Genomic DNA, 18,560 nt, shown 5'->3' with positions numbered 1-18,560 from the left:
ATTACCGCTATAATGCCGCCCGCTTTTGCATGTGCATAAGCGGTGTTGAATAACCCTTCTGTTACTGGGTCGCCTGTAGCAGAAATCATAAAGAGACGTATTAATGTTCACTATCAATGCAGTAGAACGTAAAGAGCAGGGTAAGGGTGCGAGCCGCCGCCTGCGCGCAGCAAACCGCTTCCCGGCCATCATCTATGGTGGTTCAGAAGCGGCTGTTGCTATCGACCTTGACCACGACCAGGTGATGAACCTGCAAGCGAAGCCAGGCTTCTACGAAGAAGTGCTGACTCTGGTTGTTGATGGTAAAGAAACCAAAGTTAAAGTGCAGGCTGTTCAGCGTCACCCGTTCAAGCCAAAACTGCACCACATCGACTTCGTTCGCGCTTAATCGCCGAATGCGTTGAAAGTAGAAGGGCCGGTTGCGAAACCGGCCCTTTTATTTTGCCTGTTATCCGCCAGAACGCCGGATCGGGCAGATGCTTATTTACTGCTGGTGCGGCGTTGCAGCTGCTCACGCAGGTTAGGCGGGGTGCCTTTGATGGTCAGCGTATCGGTGACCGGATCCCAGAAAATGCGCTCACCAAGCAACAGGGCATCGAAGTTCAGGGTCAGCCCCCCACCGCTACCGGCAAACTTGGTTAACTGACGCAACGTACTGCGATCTGCCGGAAAATGCTCTTCCAGGTCATAGCCCTGCTCCTGAGTAAAAGCTTCAAACGTCTTTTCACCCAGTGGCGGCAGCTCACCTGATAAGGCTTTCAGCGCGATCTCTTCCCCAGCCTGAAGCTGTTCATTACAGTAGCTGTATACCTGCTGACGATAGTTTTGTCGTTCATTCTTATCCAGATTCGACTCGTCACAATAGTCGTCTACCGCCTGTAACAGCCCCCGGTTCTGCGCCTTGGTATCCAGTCCGACTTCCGCCCCCAGAAAATCCATGAAGAAATCAGAAACTTTTCGCCCTACCCGTCCACGCAGGAAGGTAAGGTAACGCGTCGATTCAGGGCTGGTTTCCCACTCGGTAAGATCGATTCGTGCCACGATATCGGCGTGATTGATATCCAGATAGTGGGTACTGCTGATATCCATCTGTTCGTTGACGCGCATACTCGACTGGCTGTTTAACACCGCGACCAGCAAGTATTCTACCGCCAGATAGCGGTACTGGATAAACAGCACCACGCCGCCTTCGGCGAACGGATATTTTGCCAGTTCATCGCGCAGGCGTCCGGTAGCAGCCCGGCTAAAAGCGAGAAAATCATCGTTACCCTTGCGGCAGTTGCGCAGTGCATCTGCCAGTTCGCTTTCAGCATTAAACAGCCCGTAAGCTTTACTTTTCGCACTGTATACACGGTGCAGCTCTTCCACCATCGCCTCGACGGTATTGGTAGCCGGCAGTAACGAATCACGAAGCACCAGCTCTAACTGATTTTCATCACGTTTGATTAACTGGTGCAAGGCAATCTGGTCGATATCCAGACTCATGGTAAACTCTCCTAATAGCACAGGCGCGTATTCAAACACCGCCAGCAGCAGCTTTCAACTCCATGCACAACCCGAACACCGCGCTTTCGATAAATTTGCGGAAAAAAGTGCGCTGTTCCGGTACTATATCGCCTTTTGAGACGAGATAAGTTTTCGCTATGCCACAATCATCCCGTTACAGCGACCAACGCGTTGAACAACTCCTCGCGGAAATGGCGCAGGTTTTGCAAAAAGACCAGGCACCAACCGACCTTTCCCTGATGGTACTGGGGAACATGGTAACCAATCTGATCAACAGCGATGTTGCTCCCGCGCAACGCCGCTCTCTGGCCCGTTCTTTTGCTGATGCCCTGCAGGCGTCGGTAGACGACAGCGCCCATTAATTCGCTAATCTGACGTCAAACTATGGTAACCAACCGACAGCGCTACCGCGAGAAAGTCTCCCAGATGATTAGCTGGGGACACTGGTTTGCCCTGTTCAATATCTTTTTCGCGCTCATTCTGGGTAGCCGCTATCTGTTGGTTGCCGACTGGCCTGCCTCACTGGCTGGGCGCATTTATGCGTACAGCAGCTGGATTGGTCACTTCAGCTTTATTGTATTTGCCGTTTATCTGCTGATTATCTTCCCGCTGACGTTTGTCGTGATGTCGCAACGTCTGATGCGGGTGATTTCGACGGTGGTCGCGACCGCCGGTTTGACACTGCTGATGGTCGACAGCGCTGTCTTTAACCGTTTCCATTTACACCTTAATCCGGTGGTGTGGGAGCTGGTGATTAACCCCGATCAAAGTGAGATGGCGCGCGACTGGCAGCTGATGTTTATCGGCGTGCCGCTCATTTTTCTGGTGGAGATTCTGTTTGCCACCTGGAGCTGGCAGAAGCTGCGTAGCCTGAACCGCCGTTCGTTTGGTAAGCCGCTGGCGGCCCTTTTTATCAGCGCCTTTTTTGCCAGTCATTTGATGTATATCTGGGCGGACGCTAATTTTTATCGCCCGATCACGATGCAACGTGCGAATCTGCCCCTGTCTTATCCAATGACCGCCCGTCGCTTTCTTGAGCGTCACGGCTTGCTGGATGCGCAGGAATATCAGCGCCGTCTGGTGCAGCAAGGCGATCCTGAGGCTGCGGCAGTACAGTATCCGCTCAGCGATATCACCTTTGCGGACAAAGGCTCACGCGATAACCTGTTGGTCATTACGGTGGATGGTCTGAACAGTGCCAGTGCCGATAGCGCCCTGCCGGCGTTGAACCAGTTTGCCAACCAGAACGTGCGCTTTACCCAGCATTTCAGCGCCGGGGACAACGCAGAAAAAGGCCTGTTTGGCCTGTTCTACGGCATCTCCCCGAGTTATATGAACGGTGTTCTGGCACAGCGGACGCCGTCTGCTCTGCTTACTGCACTCAGCACGCAGGGCTATCAGTTTGGCCTGTTCTCGTCAGAGGGTTTTAGTCAGCCGCTGTATCGTCAGGCGCTGCTGTCCGACTACTCTCTGCCCCCCAGCGAGGAGCAGCCCAATACCAGCACCGTTTCACAATGGCAAAGCTGGCTGAATGCTCAAAAAGGCGATGGTGCGCCCTGGTTCTCCTGGGTGGCGCTGAACGGCCCAACGGTGCGTGGTGATAACGACAAAGCACGTCAGCGGAGCTATATGCGGCAGGCACCTGCCCTCAATGAACAGATTCAGGCCATCCTTACCACACTGCAGCAACGTGACTTACTGAAAAACACCGTGGTGGTGATTACCGCTCAGCATGGTGTGGCGCTGGACGGCAATCCGGACAATGAAGGCAATCGCCAGACCTTGCAGGTGCCACTGGTTATTCACTGGCCGGACACGCCCGCGCAGACGGTGACTCGGCTTTCCGATCATCAGGACGTGATGGTGACCCTGATGCAGCGCCTGCTGCATGTGCGCACCAATCCGGTCAACTATGCTCAAGGCGAAGATCTGTTTGCTGCTCAGCGTCGTCACGACTGGGTTACCAGTAGCGAAGATAATAAGCTGGTCATTACCACGCCTAAAATCACGCTGGTGCTGAACAATAACGGCAGCTACCGTGCTTATGACGCCAGTGGAAATGTGCTAAAAGATCACAAACCGGAACTCGCGCTCTTGTTGCAGGTGCTCACAGAAGAGAAACGTTTTATCGCTAACTGATTAATAATGAGGCAGTTAGTTGCCTGATCGCTTGCATTCGTGCAGAGAATCAGTAGACTAGCTTTCCAAAGTTCGGCACGTAGCGCAGCCTGGTAGCGCACTGTCATGGGGTGTCAGGGGTCGGAGGTTCAAATCCTCTCGTGCCGACCAAATTATCCCTTAAAGAAACCAACCTTTACGGTTGGTTTTTTTATGTCTGCCGTCCCCCTCGCCTTACCAACAGCCCTGTTACTGCGCTAATGCCAGCCACAATGCCGGTATCAAAGCAATCCTGGTCAGCATTGCAGATCGATCAGCACCATATTCCAGCTCAGCGGCGGAAGCGTTACCTGCATCTGGCGACGCTGCTCATTTGTCAGCGTGCGGGGCTGCGGCACCACATTATCCGGCTGAGAGAAGGTATTTCTGGCATCCAGCGCATGGCCAGCTAACACGATATGTTGGGAGAGTACTCCCTCACCAAACGCATCCAGCATAAACCGGATGTCTGTTGCGTCATGGTCGTGTGTATTGAGCGCAAAGAAGGCAATTTGCTGCCTCTCTTCATTGTACACCGCTGCGCTTTGTATCTGCCGGGTTTCGCCATGCACCGTGCTAACGGTGGGAACGTTGGCAAAATAGCGCAGCGCGTGCCCGCGTCCATACTGGCTCACCATCTGAAAAGGCCAGTAGATCGTCTGTCGGATGACCTCGCCGCCGGGACGGGTAAAGATGGGAGCAATCACATTGACCAACTGGGCCAGCGACGCCATTTTCACCCGGTCACAATGATTGAGTAATGAACACATCAGCCCGCCAAACGTCAGCGCGTCCAGGAAGGTATAAGACTGCTCCAGCAGGGGCGGCGCTTCCTGATAGCGGTTGTTGGGATCGATAAAGTGATCCTGCCAGGGTTCGCCTTCAATTGACCAGATGTTCCATTCATCAAACGACAGCATCATCTTCTTATCGCTGCGCAGTTTGGCTTTTACATAGTCCGCCGTGGCCGTGATGGTATGAATAAAATCATCCATCCTCTGGAACGACGCTAAGAAATCCTGCGGGTTACCGGTGCTGTTTTCGAAATAATGGTGGCATGAGAGGTAATCGATATGATGGTAGAGCCCTTCCAGAACGATACGATCCCATTCCGGGTAACTGGCCTGTAACGAGTTAGAGCTGCCACAGGCGACCAGCCTGATATCCCGGTCGACCCAGCGCATGATTTTTGCCGTTTCCCGCGCTTTTTTGACGTAATCTTCCGCACTCAGCTGCCCGGTTTGCCACTCGCCGTCCATCTCATTACCCAGGCACCAGAGTTTAAAATTATACGGCGTTTCCCGGCCATGCTGAATGCGCAGATCGCTGAGCGCAGTGCCGGACGCCAGATTACAGTATTCAATAAAGTAACCGGCCTCCTGCGGCGTACCTGTGCCGAGGTTGACGGCGATCATTGGCGTCACCGCATATTTCTCACACCAGGTGGCGAACTCATCGATGCCAAACTGATTGCTTTCTTTCGTCAGCCACGCGTAATCCAGCCTGACCGGGCGCTCGGCTTGCGGGCCAATGCCGTCACGCCAGTTATAGCCCGAGACAAAGTTACCACCGGGATAACGTACGGTGCTGATCCCCAGATCCTGCACCAGTTCCCCTACGTCCTGCCGAAAGCCGTGTTGATCCGCCGTAGCATGCCCAGGTTCATAAATGCCGCTGTAGACGGCGCGGCCAAGGTGTTCGACAAAAGAGCCGTACAGGGCATCGTCCACCCGATCGATGTAGTTTTGCTTTTGAAAAAAATACGTAATCATTTTCTCCCCTTCTGTCTTCATAACGAATTACGGATAAAGGCTTACTCGGGATGCGTTGAGAACAGATCGTCTTCAATGGTTTTCATTTTGGCGGTGGTCAATATGTAGCGCGTACGGACCAGCCACACAGACAGTAAATAACCGATAACCGGAATCCAGACCATTAGCGCATAGATACCATTGATTGCGCTGCTGCTTTGTACCGCCACGTTGGCCTGATAGCCGGTGACCGACAGAACAGCCCCCACAATCGCGCCGCTGACGGCCAGCGCAATTTTGAGTGAAAACAGGTTGCCAGAGGCACAGATCCCAGACAGGCGCTTGCCTGTTTTCCAGTCGCCATAGTCGTCAACGTCACCGATAAACGACCACAGGATAGGCGCACCAATCTGATGAATGACTGACAGGAGAAAAAACCAGCCAAACACCATTACCACGTTCTGGGCGGGCAAAAAGAAGAACACCACTGACATCGCCAGCGCGACCGCTTTGCATGCCTGATAAACCTGAACCTTACACCACCGGTTCGTGAAAAACGGGGTAATGTAAGAGCCAAGAATACCGGCAACAATGCCGGTGCTCAGGAACAGCGTGGCGTAGTAATCGTTTAATCCCATCACGTACTTCGCAAAGTAGATACAGGCGGCGCCGCGCACAAAAGAAGGGATACAGTCCAGAAACATGGCAAAGACACAGACCACCCACTGATCGTTTTTTGTGATTTGCCGGATAATAGTGAAAATGGATTCTCCGGCATTGCTCTTGGGCGTAATGCGCTCCCGGGTGGTTGCCACACAAAAAACAAACAAAAACAGGGAAATGATGGCAAAAATGGTGATGACCCAGAAGAAACCGATTTGCCGGTTTCCGTTACCAAAAAAGGCCACCATTGGCAGTAATGTCAGCGTGCAGAACAGGCTGGCGAGCCCGGCGCCCATAAAACGGAATTGCTGACAGGAAACCCGTTCTTGCGCGTTGGTAGTGATTACGCCGCCCAGCGAGCAGTAAGGAATGTTAACCCCGGAATAAAGCAGCGACAAAATCAGATAGGTAATAAAGGCATATATGACCTTTGCATGGCCCTGTAAATCCGGTGTGTAAAACATCACCATACAGCTAATGGCAAAGGGTACGGCAAAGCCAATAATCCAGGGACGAAAACGCCCCCATCGCGTCGCGGTTTTATCAATATAAGCGCCATAAAAGGGGTCGAAAACCGCATCGGCAAATCGTACAACAAGAAAGATGGTCGCCACCACGCCCGGCGCAAGGCCAAATATATCCGTATAGAAAAACGACAAGAACATGGTTATCGGATTAAACAACATATTGCAGGCCGCATCGCCGGCGCCAAAACCGGCTTTTTCAATAACGCCCACTCTGCCCGAGCGCGCCGACTGAACACGACCACCGGGGTGACTGTTAGAGATAATGTGAGTTTTCATTTTCCACCTTCCTGAAAAGAGGTGGAGATAAGCATATGTTTTAGAGCCATTTTTAACCTACGACAGCTCTCTCATAAGCCAAATAACGACCAGATACTCCATATATTTAGCATATACAGACATAAATACTGTTTGCAAAGTCTACATTTACCCAACAGCCTGATATATATAAAAGATCAATTTCACCTTACAGAAACATATAACAGAAAGGTGATATCACTCTTATCAATAATATCTTGAGATATCAACTTAGTTTAATCTGCACTCAATGCACTTCATCTCATAAACAGTCATAAAGGCTACAGCATCACTTCTTAAATAAATATTCACCAGTGATAACGGTTTCACGTTAATGCAATTAAAAACATTCACTGCCTCCCTGCAAGGACCGTTTTTCTTTGCCGCACCTTAGCGCAGTGATGCCTGCTGATCTTGTCGCACCTGTGAATAAGGTGAACAGGAAACACCAACACGCCTCGCGGGTGTCAATGCTGCTGTGCGTTAATCAATTTCGTATCAAAAGCGCTGATTCAGTGCGCTTGATGCCCGGTGGTAGCGCAGCCGCCAGACTGCCAGCACTGCAGCCAGGCGCTGACAAAATGAATAAATTCAATTAACTTACTCGTCGCAAAAAGTCCAAACGCACGCTACGCTTATCGCCATTATCAGGTTTGTGATTGAATACAGACAAATTTCCAGGCATACGATTAACATGAATTATTTGAACGACATACAACACTTTATCGAGAACAAACCTGCTCTTTCCATTGCTATTAACATCGTTGTGTTGATTGTCGCGGGCCTGGTTGCGCATCTGATTTGTAAGTTTTTGGTTGTCAAAGTCGTACGTAAGGTGTTCTTCAGCAGCCATAAAAATCAGGTGCCGCTGGATAAAGACGTCAGGCTGTCTGAAAAGCTTTCTAATTTTATTCCGGTGATCACCGTCTACTTCCTGCTGCAGTTTATGCCGGACTTGCCGGAGCATCTGCTGATTGCCATTAAGACCATCTGCGGCATTTTGTTCATGATCTACCTGTCGCTGTTCTTTAATGAAGTACTGGAGATTATCAATATCTCCTACGTAAAAAAGTCGAAACGTAAAAACCATTCCATCAAAGGTTATATTCAGGTCGGCAAAATTCTGGTGCATATCATTTCGGCGATTATGATCCTGGCTATCATGTCGAATAAATCGCCAGTCATTATTATCTCCAGTCTGGGTGCAGTGGCAGCAGTACTGATGTTGATATTTCAGCACACCTTACTGTCGCTGGTAGCGAATATACAGCTCTCTTCGAATGATGTGTTGCAGCTAGGCGACTGGATAGAGCTTCCGGTGAATAATATCAGTGGAGAGGTAGTGGATATCGCCCTTCACACTATTACCATTCGCAACTGGGACAATACGCTGTCCCGCGTTCCCACCAAAACCTTTCTGACCGAAACCTATACCAACTGGCAGGCCATGTTCTCATCCGGTGCGCGCCGGATCATGCGCAGTTTTTACATTGATCAAACGTCTATAAGCTTTGTAAATCACGCCATGCTGGAGCCCATGACGCAGATTCGCGGCATTAATGAACAATTGTCCAAACTTATGGATGGCCGCGAACTGAGTGCCGTTGGCGATCGCTGGTTCGTCGAAAATGGTATGACGAACTTGATGATCTTTCGTCACTATCTCACCGCCTGGCTGGCTCAGCGAGATGATATCCATAAAGAGATGTATATCGTGGTGAGGTCAATGAAGCCGTCTTCTGAGGGGCTCCCCATTGAGATCTATTGCTTTACGTCGTCAGTGCTTTGGGTCGATTATGAACATACCCAATCGGCCATCTTCGAGTACGTTTATGCCATCGCTAACGTCTTTTCGCTGCGCATTTACCAGCGTCCTGCAGGCAGCGACCTGAGTTTTCTGGCTCAGGAACGCCTTCGCACTGAGAGTGAGCATGAAGCCCAAACCTAAAAATCACTGACTGGCCTGCTGCCTGACAGACATCAACAGGACTAAACGATTTCTGTCTGCCGGGCTGTGCTGAACAGCCCGCTGCTGATGGTTGCAATATCAGACTTTCCCGATAAATTGCTAAAAAATCATCATTATTGATATTAATTAATGAGTTAGTGATAAAGCTTTACTGTCTACAGCTTCACAAAAATAACAAATATGACAGCAGTTCATCAAACTGAAACAATTTTGTCATAAAAAACGCTTATTCTGTTCCCTCCTGAAATCGAGGGTACAGATATGATCATCCAAGCTAAGAACCTGAAGGATGCAGAAAATTTACTGCACTCAGGCATTAACAAGGTGGAGCTGGCATACGACATCGGTTGTGACGATTTCTTTCGTCTGGCAAGTCAGTGGTGCGATCGCGGTGCGCGCATCAGCAAAGGCCAACAACATTTTGTCGTTTCACTGAAAAACTTCTCCATCCCGCCAAACGATTGATTATAACAAGCTACTAACCTCACACCGCGTTACAATAAAGCAACGTGTGATTTCAAGCGCCAACCAGACCTTTTCTAAGCCGCTCACCCTGAGCGGCTTTATCGTTTATGCATCTGCCCTCTGCGCCTTCTTTTGCGTGTGATACTCAGGCATTCGGCAGCCTTGTCAATCGCGTTCATCAGACATCACAATCCGGTATCAGTCAGCCTGACGGCATCCAGGCTGGCGTGGTCGCGAGCATGGCCGGTTAATTCGTACAGATTCCCCTCACGCATTTCCAGCAGACGATCGGCATGAATGAAGTAGTGGTCGTCGTGGCTGATGGCGAATACCGTTTTACCGGCGGCCTGTAACGCCGGCAGTAGTTCACGATAGAAAACCCGGCGGAAATGGGGATCCTGATCGGCTGCCCACTCATCCAACAGCAGGACATCGCGCTGTTCAGCCACGGCCAGCAGCAGCGCCAGCCTTTTACTTTGCCCTTTTGACAACTGCAGATTCAGGATCTTATTTCCTTCAACCTTTAGTTTGTCCTGCATTTTAAGCTTTTCCAGCCACTGCTGAATCCGGGCAGGTGACGCCGGATCGCCTTTGCTGTCAATCAGGCGATCAAACAGATGGACATCGGTAAAGACGGCGGAAAAGTGTTTGCGCCAGCGATCGAGGTCGCCAATATCAACCGGTTTGCCATCGATTAACAGACTGCCGGACTGAGGGCGATACAGTCCGGTGAGTAGCATGGCCAGCGTCGATTTGCCGCTCCCATTACCGCCGATTAAAAACACCAGCTCGCCGCGCTGGAGCCGCAAGTTAACCGGTCCGACCTGAAAACCGTTATCCCCGTAGTGAAAGGTCACATCTCGCAATTCAAGCGTCTGCCAGTCGGTTTCGCCTTTAAAGGCGGGAAAGTCAGGTTCATAGGGCGCGAGATCAAAGGTATTGAGCTTGCGAAAGGCGACCTGAGCGCTCAGTAGCGTAGGCAGAGCGCCGACCGCGGACAGCAGCGGCGTGCGCAAAAAAAGCAACGTCAGGGAAAAGGTGGCCGCGACGGCCGTATTGGCCCATCCCAGACTGTTAGCCATGTAAAACACCATTCCGATAGCGCCCAGCATCATGATGTTTGACCAGTTAACGGCACTGAGATGAAAGGTATCGGCACGCACAATATGGTGCCGGTATATGCTGGCGTCCTGCTGATAAACCGTTTCATAGATAAGTCTGGCACGCTCACGGTTAAGCTGTAGCTCTTTACGCCCCGCGATCACCGTCTGGTAATCGCGGTAGAGATTGTCTTCGACTTCGCGTAACTTCGCCATGTGCTGATAAACCCGCGATACCAGCATCCAGCCGCCGATGATAGTCACGACCAGCCAGCCGCTGGTGACCAGCAGCATTCTGGGTGACAGCCAGGCAAGATACAGCGCTGAACCGAGCGTGATAATGATGCCCTGAATTAACTCCGGCAATCGGACAAAAGCGAGGGTGATTGCCCGAACATCGCTGGTTAATCCCGCCAGCAGTTGTGCGCTACCAATCTGTTCAATGCGCTCCACGCGCGTGTCCAGGATACGCTTGATAAATTCGCCACGCATGCGCCAGACAAACTGATGGCCCAGCCAGGTCAGCGCCAGCTGTGAGGCCAGCGTTACGCCCATCAGCACCACGACCTGGAACAGAAACGCGGGCAGAACGGTCAGGGAAGTATTCACGGCGACGATCATTTCGCTATTGATAAAAGCAATCATGCCAATACCCAATGCGGCACTCAGCAGGGTGAGCAAAATTACGCCAATAAACGGCCAGCGATACTGGCAGAAAACCACATTTAACAACGCCATAAAACCTTACCAGACATGAAAATCAGCCTGCAGTGTAATGTGATGGCAAATGATAGCAATAGTTATTCGCACTTTGAGCGGAGGTTAAAAAGCCCGCCTGAATGTCAGGTTATAGCGAAAGGCGCCGGTGAGCGGATGGATGCCCGCCTTGAGCGGCAGGATCCCGTGGTAGCGCAGTCGCGAAGGCCCGCCCCACACCACCACATCGCCATGTTCCAGCAAAACCCGCTGTGCATGGTCGCCCCGCTCAAAGCCACCAAACTGAAAAACCGCCGCCAGGCCCAGGGACACTGAAACGATGGGCTGGCGTAAGTCTTTTTCATCCTTGTCCTGATGCAGCGTCAGCTTAGCGCCGGGTTCGTAGCGGTTAACCAGGCAGGCATCCGGATTGAAGCCCGGGAAGCCGGCCTCTTCAGCCGACTGCTGCGCCAGCCGGCGAAACGCATCCGGCATTGCCGGCCACGGACGTTGACTGCTGCTGTCCTGTTCACTGTATCGGTAACCGCGCGCGTCTGTCGACCAGCCGAAATCCCCACAGTTGGTCATCGCAACGGACATGCGATGTCCGCCCGGCGTGATGCGGTGCTCAAACGGATTGCATTCTGCGATTGCCATCATGGCCTGATACAGATCTTCCGCTTCATCACGTGCGCGACGGCGTAGAATCACCGCACCATCAGCCAGAGGTTCTTGCCAGGGTGAGGCATCACTAAACAGATCCAGCATAGCGGTTCTCTCAGTCAGATGGAATAATAAAAGCAGAGAACTGGGGCGACATCCAGCTGACGAAGCGATCGCCTTCCCGGGTGATCAAATACACCGCCAGTTTCTCTTTAATCGCCAGGGCTTTGGCTTTTTCAGTCCCTAACACCATGAGGCCGGTGTCCCAGCCATCCGCTTCCAGCGCCGTAGTGGCAATCACGGTCGCTGACACCAGCTTATGGTCAATCGGGCGGCCGGTCGCGGGATCGATAATGTGTGAAAGACGTTTACCGTCTAACTCATAATAGTTTCGATAGCTGCCTGATGTACTGATGCCGTGTCCCTGCAGGTCTACTCGTGCCTGCACAGCATTTTCGCGATCGGTCGGTTTCTGAATCGCCACCCGCCATGGCTGGTTCTGCGCATTCATTCCGCGGGATAAAACAGCCCCCCCAACTGAGACCAGGTAATTGTTAATCCCCTCCTGTTCCATCAGCCGCGCAAGGTGATCGGTCGCAAACCCTTCTCCCACCGTTGAGAGATCAACATACAAGCCAGGCAAATCCTTCTGTAACCACTGGCCTTCGCCTCCCTGTATGACACGTAAATGCTGTAAGCCGGTCAGGGCTTTGGCCGCGGCAATCTGGCTGTCATCCGGAATATGGCTGGGCTGCTTATCGGGGCCAAACCCCCATAAATTCACCAGCGGCCCTACCGTAATATCCATGGCGCCCGAGGTTTTTTTGCCGATACGCAGCGCAATCGTCACGATATCAGCCATGTTTTCACTCACCGGCTGAGGCGTTGTTGCACGGCTCTGATTAAAACGTGACAGCACTGACGTTGGTTTCCACGTCGAGAGTTCCGCATCATCGGCGTCCAGTCGTTGCTGAATGCGCTGTTGTAGTGCCGCTCTGCGTCCAGCCTCGACGCCTGCCAGGCTGACTCGCCACACCGTTCCCATCGTTTTGCCTTCCAGCACCATGGCGTCATGGGCTTTGGATGACGTGTCGTCACATCCCATTAACAATGACATTAAAGCTACAAACAGGAGATTTATCTTAAAACGCATCATTATTTATCCGTAACAGGTCATCTATGCATATTTCAAAGCACAAACGCTAAGTAAAGTAACTTAAACATGGTTGATAAAACTTATGAGGTCGATCACACTGCTACGTTCCGCTCGCTCCTGAGAGCGTCAGAATAAGGAGTCACAGATGATTTATGTAATCCTTGCCGCTGCGCTGGGCCTGTTCGTACTAGGAAGCTATAAAACCTGGCAGCAACGCCGTAACCGCAACATGCCAACCGCTTATCTGCGCCGTCGTTGATCGCCCCTGCACCATTTAAGGTCATCAGCCCCCTAATTCGCGCGCCATTGTAGCAAAATCACCTGTTTTTCCGTGGCTATGAGAGCGGTTGGGCTGGCACGATTCCTGCACCAGAAACCTTAACTGTGTTGCTGAGAGGTGTGGGATGGATAAGTCGGAAACCGTAATGACTGCGATGCAAAACTGGCTGAGTTTTGCGGCGTTTACACTTTCAGGTGTGGCATTCGAGGGGGCCAGATATGGCAACGTGATCGTGCCACAGGACGATCACGAGCCGGAACACCCGGCAGATTAATAAATCAGGGAGCGCATGGGCGCTCCCTGAGACATTTAGAACTGGTACACCAGGCCTACGCCCACCACGTCATCGGTATTAATGCCGGCGGCCTTGGTAAAGTCGTTGTCATCGAGTAAGTTGATTTTATAATCAACATAGGTCGACATGTTTTTGTTGAAGTAGTAAGTCGCACCCACGTCGACATATTTCTTCAGATTCTGTTTGCCCCAGTTCTGCACATCGGTGCCGCGTGAGTTAACGTACGCCAGAGAAGGACGCAGACCAAAGTCAAACTGGTACTGTGCCACTAATTCCCAGTTATCAGCCTTGTCAGCATAGCCGTAAGCCGTGTTTGGCTGATTACCGCTTGTGCTGTCGCCAAAGCTGATCGCGTTATAGGCGCGCGTGTACATCGCAGCCAGGTAAATGTTGTTAGCATCGTATTTCAGACCACCGGTATAAGCTTCCGCTTTATCTCCGCGACCCAGAATGCCCGGCGCATTGCCATTTTGGTTGTTAGTACGATCCGACTGGAAGGTTGCCGCACCGATACCGAAACCGGAGCCCAGATCGTAGGTCGTACTCAGACCCCAGCCGTCGCCGTTTTCACCCAGCACATCACGCCCGCCGCTTGCTTCCGTTGGGTTATCGTTTTTGCCCTGATACTGAACTGCAAAGTTCCAGCCGTCTACCAGACCGAAGAACCCATTGTTGCGGTAGGTCGCCATACCGTTGCCACGCTGGAACATAAAGTTGTCTGCGCCATAGGTATCGCCACCAAACTCAGGAAGAACGTCAGTCCATGCACCGATGTCGTAAGCCACACCGTAGTTACGACCGTAGTCGAAGGAACCCGCATTGCCGAATTTCAGTCCTGCAAAACCAACACGGGTATAGCTGTTTGCCGTACCCTGTGCTTCTGAATTGTTGAGCGCCGCCTGGTATTCCCACTGGCCGTAGCCGCTCAGTTGATCTGTTACCTGGGTTTCACCCTTAAAGCCAAAACGAACATAAGACTGGTCGCCATTGGCACCGTCGTTGTCCGAGAAATAGTGCAATCCGTCAACCTTGCCGAACAGGTCTAATTTATTGCCGTCTTTATTGTATATTTCAGCCGCATTTGCCGAGCCCGCTGCTGCCAGTAATGCCGGGATCGCCAGGGAGAGAATGTGACGCTTCATTTTTATTACCCTCTGTTATGTGCCTTTTATATTTGCCACTGCAAACCGATAGTCATATTGGTCGGCAAACCATTGTTGTTTCATAATGGGTAATAATCCATCGTAAAAATGCTACTAAATTTCCGAAAGTGTTTCATAATCTGTAAAATTTATTGCCATATGTAAATAAATGGGAACTTATTAGCCGCACGGAGTGATAAAAAATAAAGCACAAAATGACAACCGGGTTGAAAATAATAGCTATCAGAATGATTTTATTGGGAATAATCCTAAGCACTCAATGGTAAAACTTATTATTCGCCAGCCAATATACTTACCCCCGCTATCATCATTTATTTCTTATCTTCATTCACCCCGAATGATTTTTTTTACCCTTATATATCGCCGGGCTTATTGCCCGGCTTTTTTTTGCCTGAAAGTTTTCTTGATCGTCTTAAAGAGTTGAATAACCGGGATAGCTGCGTCATTCTTCACCGTATTTATGGGTTTATTTCGCGCAATATACCGCCTCAGCAGGTAAACTTCAGCGGCTAATTTATCACGCAACGTAACTAAAATACGCGACGTCAGAAAACGTGGGCTATATTAGCGTTCGCGCATTGATTCTTTGACTTTATTCAACGGCTTAAGCAAATAGTCCATGACAGATTTCTGCCCCGTTTTTATCTCCACGTTCGCCACCATGCCCGGTACGATAGGAAAGCGTCGTCCACCTCTGTTGGTGAGTTCTGCTTTTTGCGTACGCACATAAACCCGGTAGTAATACTGGTCGCGTTTAACTTCATCCTGCAAGGTATCAGGCGAAACGGTTTCCACCACGCCGGTTAAATCCCCGTAAATGGATGAGTCATAGGCTGTGACTTTCACCACGGCCGCCAGCCCGGGCCGGATATAGGCGATATCACGGGGATTGATACGGGTTTCAATCAGTAACTGATCTTCCAGGGGGACGATTTCCATCATTTTTCCGCCGGGTTCGAGTACACCACCTACCGTGGTGACCTGAATATCTTTAACGATGCCGCGCACGGGTGAATAGAGCGTGGCGCGCGTCAGCTGATCCTCTTTGCCTGCGGCTACCTGTAGCTGAGCGTCGAGTTCGGCATTGTTTTTTACCTGTTCCTCATGAGCGCGGACCAGATAATCGTTACGCGCCTCATCGATTTTTCCACGCAGATCGCTGACCTGGCGGCGCAGGCGAATCACTTCAACCTGCCCCGCCGCGCCTTTTGCCACCAGCGGTTCAGTTAACCGCAGCTCATCCTGTACCAGCCGCAAAGACTGTTGCAGGTTGTTGATGGTCTCGGTGAGGTTACGCCGACGCGATTCATACAGCTGTCTCTCACGCGCCACCAGCTGCGGCTCTTTTTGCGTCTCAGCACTGAATTTAAGTGGAATTCCCGACAGTTCAGCGTTGAGCCGCTCCGATGAAGCACGCAGCGTGCGAACTCTGGCCTGTACTTCACCAAAGTTAGACTGAAACCGGGTTGGGTCCAGCGTGGCCAGTATCTGGCCCTTTTCTACAATATCGCCCTCGTGCACGTTGAGCTGCTTAACGATGCCACCGTCCAGGCTGTCAATGACCTGGGCGCGCGTAGATGGCGTAACCTTACCGGTCCCTACGGTTACCTCATCAAGAATGGCAAAGTGCGCCCAGATCAGGAAAAAGGCCAGCGCCGCCGTACACAGCCAGATGATCGCGGAGGTGCGCCGCTCGTGTCTGGCAAGGTCTTTATCGATGATCGCACTCATACCGCACCTCCCTGTGTCGCTTCCGGGACGTTCTGAGTTGCGCGCCGCAATATCTGCTCTTTCGCACCGTCGGCAATAATGCGCCCGTTATCCATCACGACAATGCGATCGACCATCTTCAGCAGCGCGGGGCGATGCGTCACCAGAATCAACGTGCGTCCACTGATCCAGCCCTGCATTTGACGGATGACATGCTCTTCAAGCTGCTCATCCATGGCGGCCGTTGGCTCATCCAGCAGCACCACCTGCGGCTGGCGCAGGATCATTCGACTGAGCATGATCATTTGCCGCTGTCCACCTGACAGCCCTCGCCCCCCTTCATTGATCACGCGATCCAGACTGGCCGCATCCTGCTGAATCAGCGACAGCGCGCCACTAATCCGTAACGCCTGCAGCATTTCCTGTTCGCTGGCGTGGGGATTGCCGAGCAGCAGATTCTGCCTGAGCGTGCCAAAAAACAGCCGCGAATCATGGGACAGCCAGCCAAGCTGGCGGCGCAAATCGGTCGGATCGATATGTGCCATATCCACGCCGTCCACCAGCACTTTTCCCTGGCTGGCCTGCGCCTGGCCCGCCAGTATTTTTAACAGGGTAGATTTGCCCGCGCCCACCTTTCCCAGAATGGCTATTTTCTCCCCTGGCTTAACGTTCAACTGCTGCACATTGAGCACGTTTTTCTCGTTCTCTTCGTCGTAGGTATAGTGCACGTTGCGCAGTTCAAAGTGGCCGGTCAGGGTTGGACAGTGCGCCATGGTGGCCGACTCGGGTTTATCGAGCGGTTTTTTTAGCAGCTCATCCAGCCCTTTCATCGCGGTTTTGGCGTGCTGCCAACGAGAAAACACCATGGTCAGCTGCATGAGTGGCGCAATGGTGCGCGAAGAGAGCAGGCTACAGGCCACCAGCGTACCGGTGGTGATTTGTGAATCCAGTACCAGATAAACCCCGAACACCAGCATGCCCGCGTAGGTCAGTTGCTGCACGGTGGAAGCCCAGCCGGTCAGCCTGGCGCCCCACAGACGTTGCTGATTGCCAATCGAGGCGCTAACCTCGTGGGTTTGCTCCCACTGGCGTTGAAAGTAAGGCTCGGCCTGCAGCGCTTTGATATCCTCAATGCCTTCTATCGTTTCGACCAGCACGGCATTCCGCAGCGCGCCTTCGCGCAGTCCGGCTTTTGCCAGACGCGCCATAGGGAACTGCACTAACATCCCTGGAATAATAATGAGCGGAATAGCAGCCAGCGGAATCAGTACCAGCCAGCCGCCGATAAACGACATGATAAACAGGAACAGAATGACAAAGGGTAAGTCTGCGGCAGCGCCGACGGTGGTTGAGGTCAGTAACTCACGAACCTGATCGATTTCACGCAGCTGGGAGATGAAAGAGCCGGTGGATTTAGGCCGTGACTCATTGCGAATATTCATCGCCCGGGCAAACAGCATGGCGGACACGTTCAGATCGATGCGTTTCCCCATCAGGTCAGAAACCTGCGTTCGCATCAGGCGAATCAAATATTCAATGGCGGCGGCAATGAGCACGCCGACAAACAGCACCCACAACGTCGCCTCGGACTGCGCCGGAATAACCCTGTCGTATACCTGCATTGAGAAAAGAATACCGGCGAGTGCCAGGACGTTACTGATTATCGATGCCAGAGATATTTCGCCAATTCGCCGGCCCATGCCGCGAAAGTTTTTCCAGAACCAGTGGGGTTCATAGGGCTGTACGAATTCATCAATGCGGGCATCTCTTCCGCGCGCGGCCACGCCAATCACGCCAATGTCCCCCTGGGCTCTGGAGAGCAGGCTTGCCAGCTCGCCTTCCCGAATGACATCCCCGCCTTCACTAAGCCAGTAGCGCGCCCCACCCTTGCCATCGATTTCTTCCAGCACGGCGACGCTGTTATTTTCCATCACCAGCACCACGGGCGTGATGTCCTGCCGCCAGCGCAGTTGGTTCTGCGGCACCATGGTTAAATGCAGACCCAGCAGCCCGCACAGGCGATCCCGCTGCTGCGACACCGGCAGGTGTTCAAACCAGCGCATTTGCTGGCGAAGCGTTTTGCCTTCTGCAGGCTTACCGAAGCGTGCCGCCACGCGCAACATCGCAGCAATCCAGTTATCGGTTGTCGGGTTTTGTGCACTCAT

16 protein-coding genes and 1 tRNA gene are annotated in these 18,560 nt (G+C 52.0%); 8 read left to right on the top strand and 9 right to left on the bottom strand.

All coding sequences use genetic code 11. The features are described from left to right. The first annotated feature begins 103 nt into the window (after positions 1-103). The gene (gene rplY, locus GKC68_RS07680) at positions 104-388 is read left to right on the top strand and encodes a 50S ribosomal protein L25 (protein ID WP_028724943.1); all 285 of its coding nucleotides are present in this window, start codon (positions 104-106) and stop codon (positions 386-388) included. A gap of 92 nt (positions 389-480) precedes the next feature. Here rplY and yejK read toward each other — a convergent pair whose 3' ends face one another. Further along, a complete protein-coding gene (gene yejK / locus GKC68_RS07675; protein ID WP_014605406.1) occupies positions 481-1,485 on the bottom strand; it encodes a nucleoid-associated protein YejK in 1,005 nt (334 codons plus the stop codon). A gap of 158 nt (positions 1,486-1,643) precedes the next feature. Here yejK and GKC68_RS07670 point away from each other — a divergent pair, with 158 nt between their 5' ends. The 3 genes from GKC68_RS07670 (at position 1,644) to GKC68_RS07660 (ending at position 3,795) form a co-directional block, all read left to right on the top strand. Next, positions 1,644-1,868, top strand: a complete 225-nt coding sequence (locus GKC68_RS07670; protein WP_013026459.1) for a YejL family protein — start codon at positions 1,644-1,646, stop codon at positions 1,866-1,868. 22 nt (positions 1,869-1,890) lie between these two features. Further along, on the top strand, positions 1,891-3,645 hold the full coding sequence (gene yejM / locus GKC68_RS07665) for an LPS biosynthesis-modulating metalloenzyme YejM (protein ID WP_064365944.1): 1,755 nt from the start codon (positions 1,891-1,893) through the stop codon (positions 3,643-3,645). Between the two features lie 73 nt (positions 3,646-3,718). Then, a tRNA-Pro gene (locus tag GKC68_RS07660) sits at positions 3,719-3,795 on the top strand. Between the two features lie 125 nt (positions 3,796-3,920). Here GKC68_RS07660 and GKC68_RS07655 read toward each other — a convergent pair. Next, entirely contained in the window at positions 3,921-5,435 is a 1,515-nt protein-coding gene (locus GKC68_RS07655) for an alpha-N-arabinofuranosidase (RefSeq protein ID WP_110145378.1), read from the bottom strand. 41 nt (positions 5,436-5,476) lie between these two features. Continuing rightward, positions 5,477-6,880: an MFS transporter gene (locus GKC68_RS07650; protein WP_089528011.1), complete on the bottom strand. Its 1,404-nt coding sequence runs from the start codon at positions 6,878-6,880 to the stop codon at positions 5,477-5,479. A 712-nt stretch (positions 6,881-7,592) separates the two neighbouring features. Between GKC68_RS07650 and GKC68_RS07645 the strand changes: the two genes are divergently transcribed. Both GKC68_RS07645 and GKC68_RS07640 read left to right on the top strand, forming a co-directional pair. Further along, positions 7,593-8,846 carry a mechanosensitive ion channel domain-containing protein gene (locus GKC68_RS07645; protein ID WP_028724947.1) on the top strand — a complete coding sequence of 418 codons (1,254 nt, stop codon included), beginning with the start codon at positions 7,593-7,595 and terminating at the stop codon, positions 8,844-8,846. A 282-nt stretch (positions 8,847-9,128) separates the two neighbouring features. Next, the gene (locus GKC68_RS07640) at positions 9,129-9,332 is read left to right on the top strand and encodes a hypothetical protein (protein ID WP_013026476.1); all 204 of its coding nucleotides are present in this window, start codon (positions 9,129-9,131) and stop codon (positions 9,330-9,332) included. Between the two features lie 185 nt (positions 9,333-9,517). Here the strand turns inward: GKC68_RS07640 and GKC68_RS07635 are convergent, their stop codons facing one another. The 3 genes from GKC68_RS07635 to apbE form a co-directional block, all read right to left on the bottom strand. Beyond that, a complete protein-coding gene (locus GKC68_RS07635) occupies positions 9,518-11,170 on the bottom strand; it encodes a multidrug ABC transporter permease/ATP-binding protein (RefSeq protein WP_263793873.1) in 1,653 nt (550 codons plus the stop codon). Between the two features lie 84 nt (positions 11,171-11,254). Next, on the bottom strand, positions 11,255-11,896 hold the full coding sequence (alkB, locus tag GKC68_RS07630) for a DNA oxidative demethylase AlkB (protein ID WP_013026478.1): 642 nt from the start codon (positions 11,894-11,896) through the stop codon (positions 11,255-11,257). A 10-nt stretch (positions 11,897-11,906) separates the two neighbouring features. Next, positions 11,907-12,947 carry an FAD:protein FMN transferase ApbE gene (gene apbE / locus GKC68_RS07625; protein ID WP_028724949.1) on the bottom strand — a complete coding sequence of 347 codons (1,041 nt, stop codon included), beginning with the start codon at positions 12,945-12,947 and terminating at the stop codon, positions 11,907-11,909. Positions 12,948-13,092: 145 nt separating this feature from the next. On the opposite strand from apbE, the gene GKC68_RS07620 reads away from it, so the two are divergent. Further along, positions 13,093-13,206, top strand: coding sequence for a hypothetical protein (locus tag GKC68_RS07620; RefSeq protein WP_028724950.1), 114 nt, complete (start codon positions 13,093-13,095; stop codon positions 13,204-13,206). Positions 13,207-13,351: 145 nt separating this feature from the next. After that, on the top strand, positions 13,352-13,501 hold the full coding sequence (locus tag GKC68_RS07615) for a hypothetical protein (protein ID WP_173647285.1): 150 nt from the start codon (positions 13,352-13,354) through the stop codon (positions 13,499-13,501). A 35-nt stretch (positions 13,502-13,536) separates the two neighbouring features. Here GKC68_RS07615 and ompC read toward each other — a convergent pair whose 3' ends face one another. The 3 genes from ompC to GKC68_RS07600 all read right to left on the bottom strand — a co-directional run bounded on the left by ompC (position 13,537) and on the right by GKC68_RS07600 (position 18,560). Continuing rightward, entirely contained in the window at positions 13,537-14,664 is a 1,128-nt protein-coding gene (gene ompC, locus GKC68_RS07610; protein WP_028724951.1) for a porin OmpC, read from the bottom strand. A 585-nt stretch (positions 14,665-15,249) separates the two neighbouring features. Then, positions 15,250-16,416 (bottom strand): HlyD family efflux transporter periplasmic adaptor subunit, encoded by a 1,167-nt coding sequence (locus GKC68_RS07605; protein ID WP_342656728.1) that lies wholly within the window; start codon positions 16,414-16,416, stop codon positions 15,250-15,252. After that, complete coding sequence (locus GKC68_RS07600; protein WP_047715427.1) at positions 16,413-18,560, bottom strand: type I secretion system permease/ATPase; 2,148 nt, start codon at positions 18,558-18,560, stop codon at positions 16,413-16,415. The genes GKC68_RS07605 and GKC68_RS07600 overlap by 4 nt, the downstream gene beginning before the upstream one ends.

Origin of the sequence: Pantoea sp. RSPAM1, assembly GCF_038816185.1 — a bacterium.
In the GTDB taxonomy this organism is placed as follows: domain Bacteria; phylum Pseudomonadota; class Gammaproteobacteria; order Enterobacterales; family Enterobacteriaceae; genus Pantoea; species Pantoea ananatis.
Note: the sequence above shows the minus strand (reverse complement) of the source record. Positions and strands in the feature narration are given on the sequence as shown.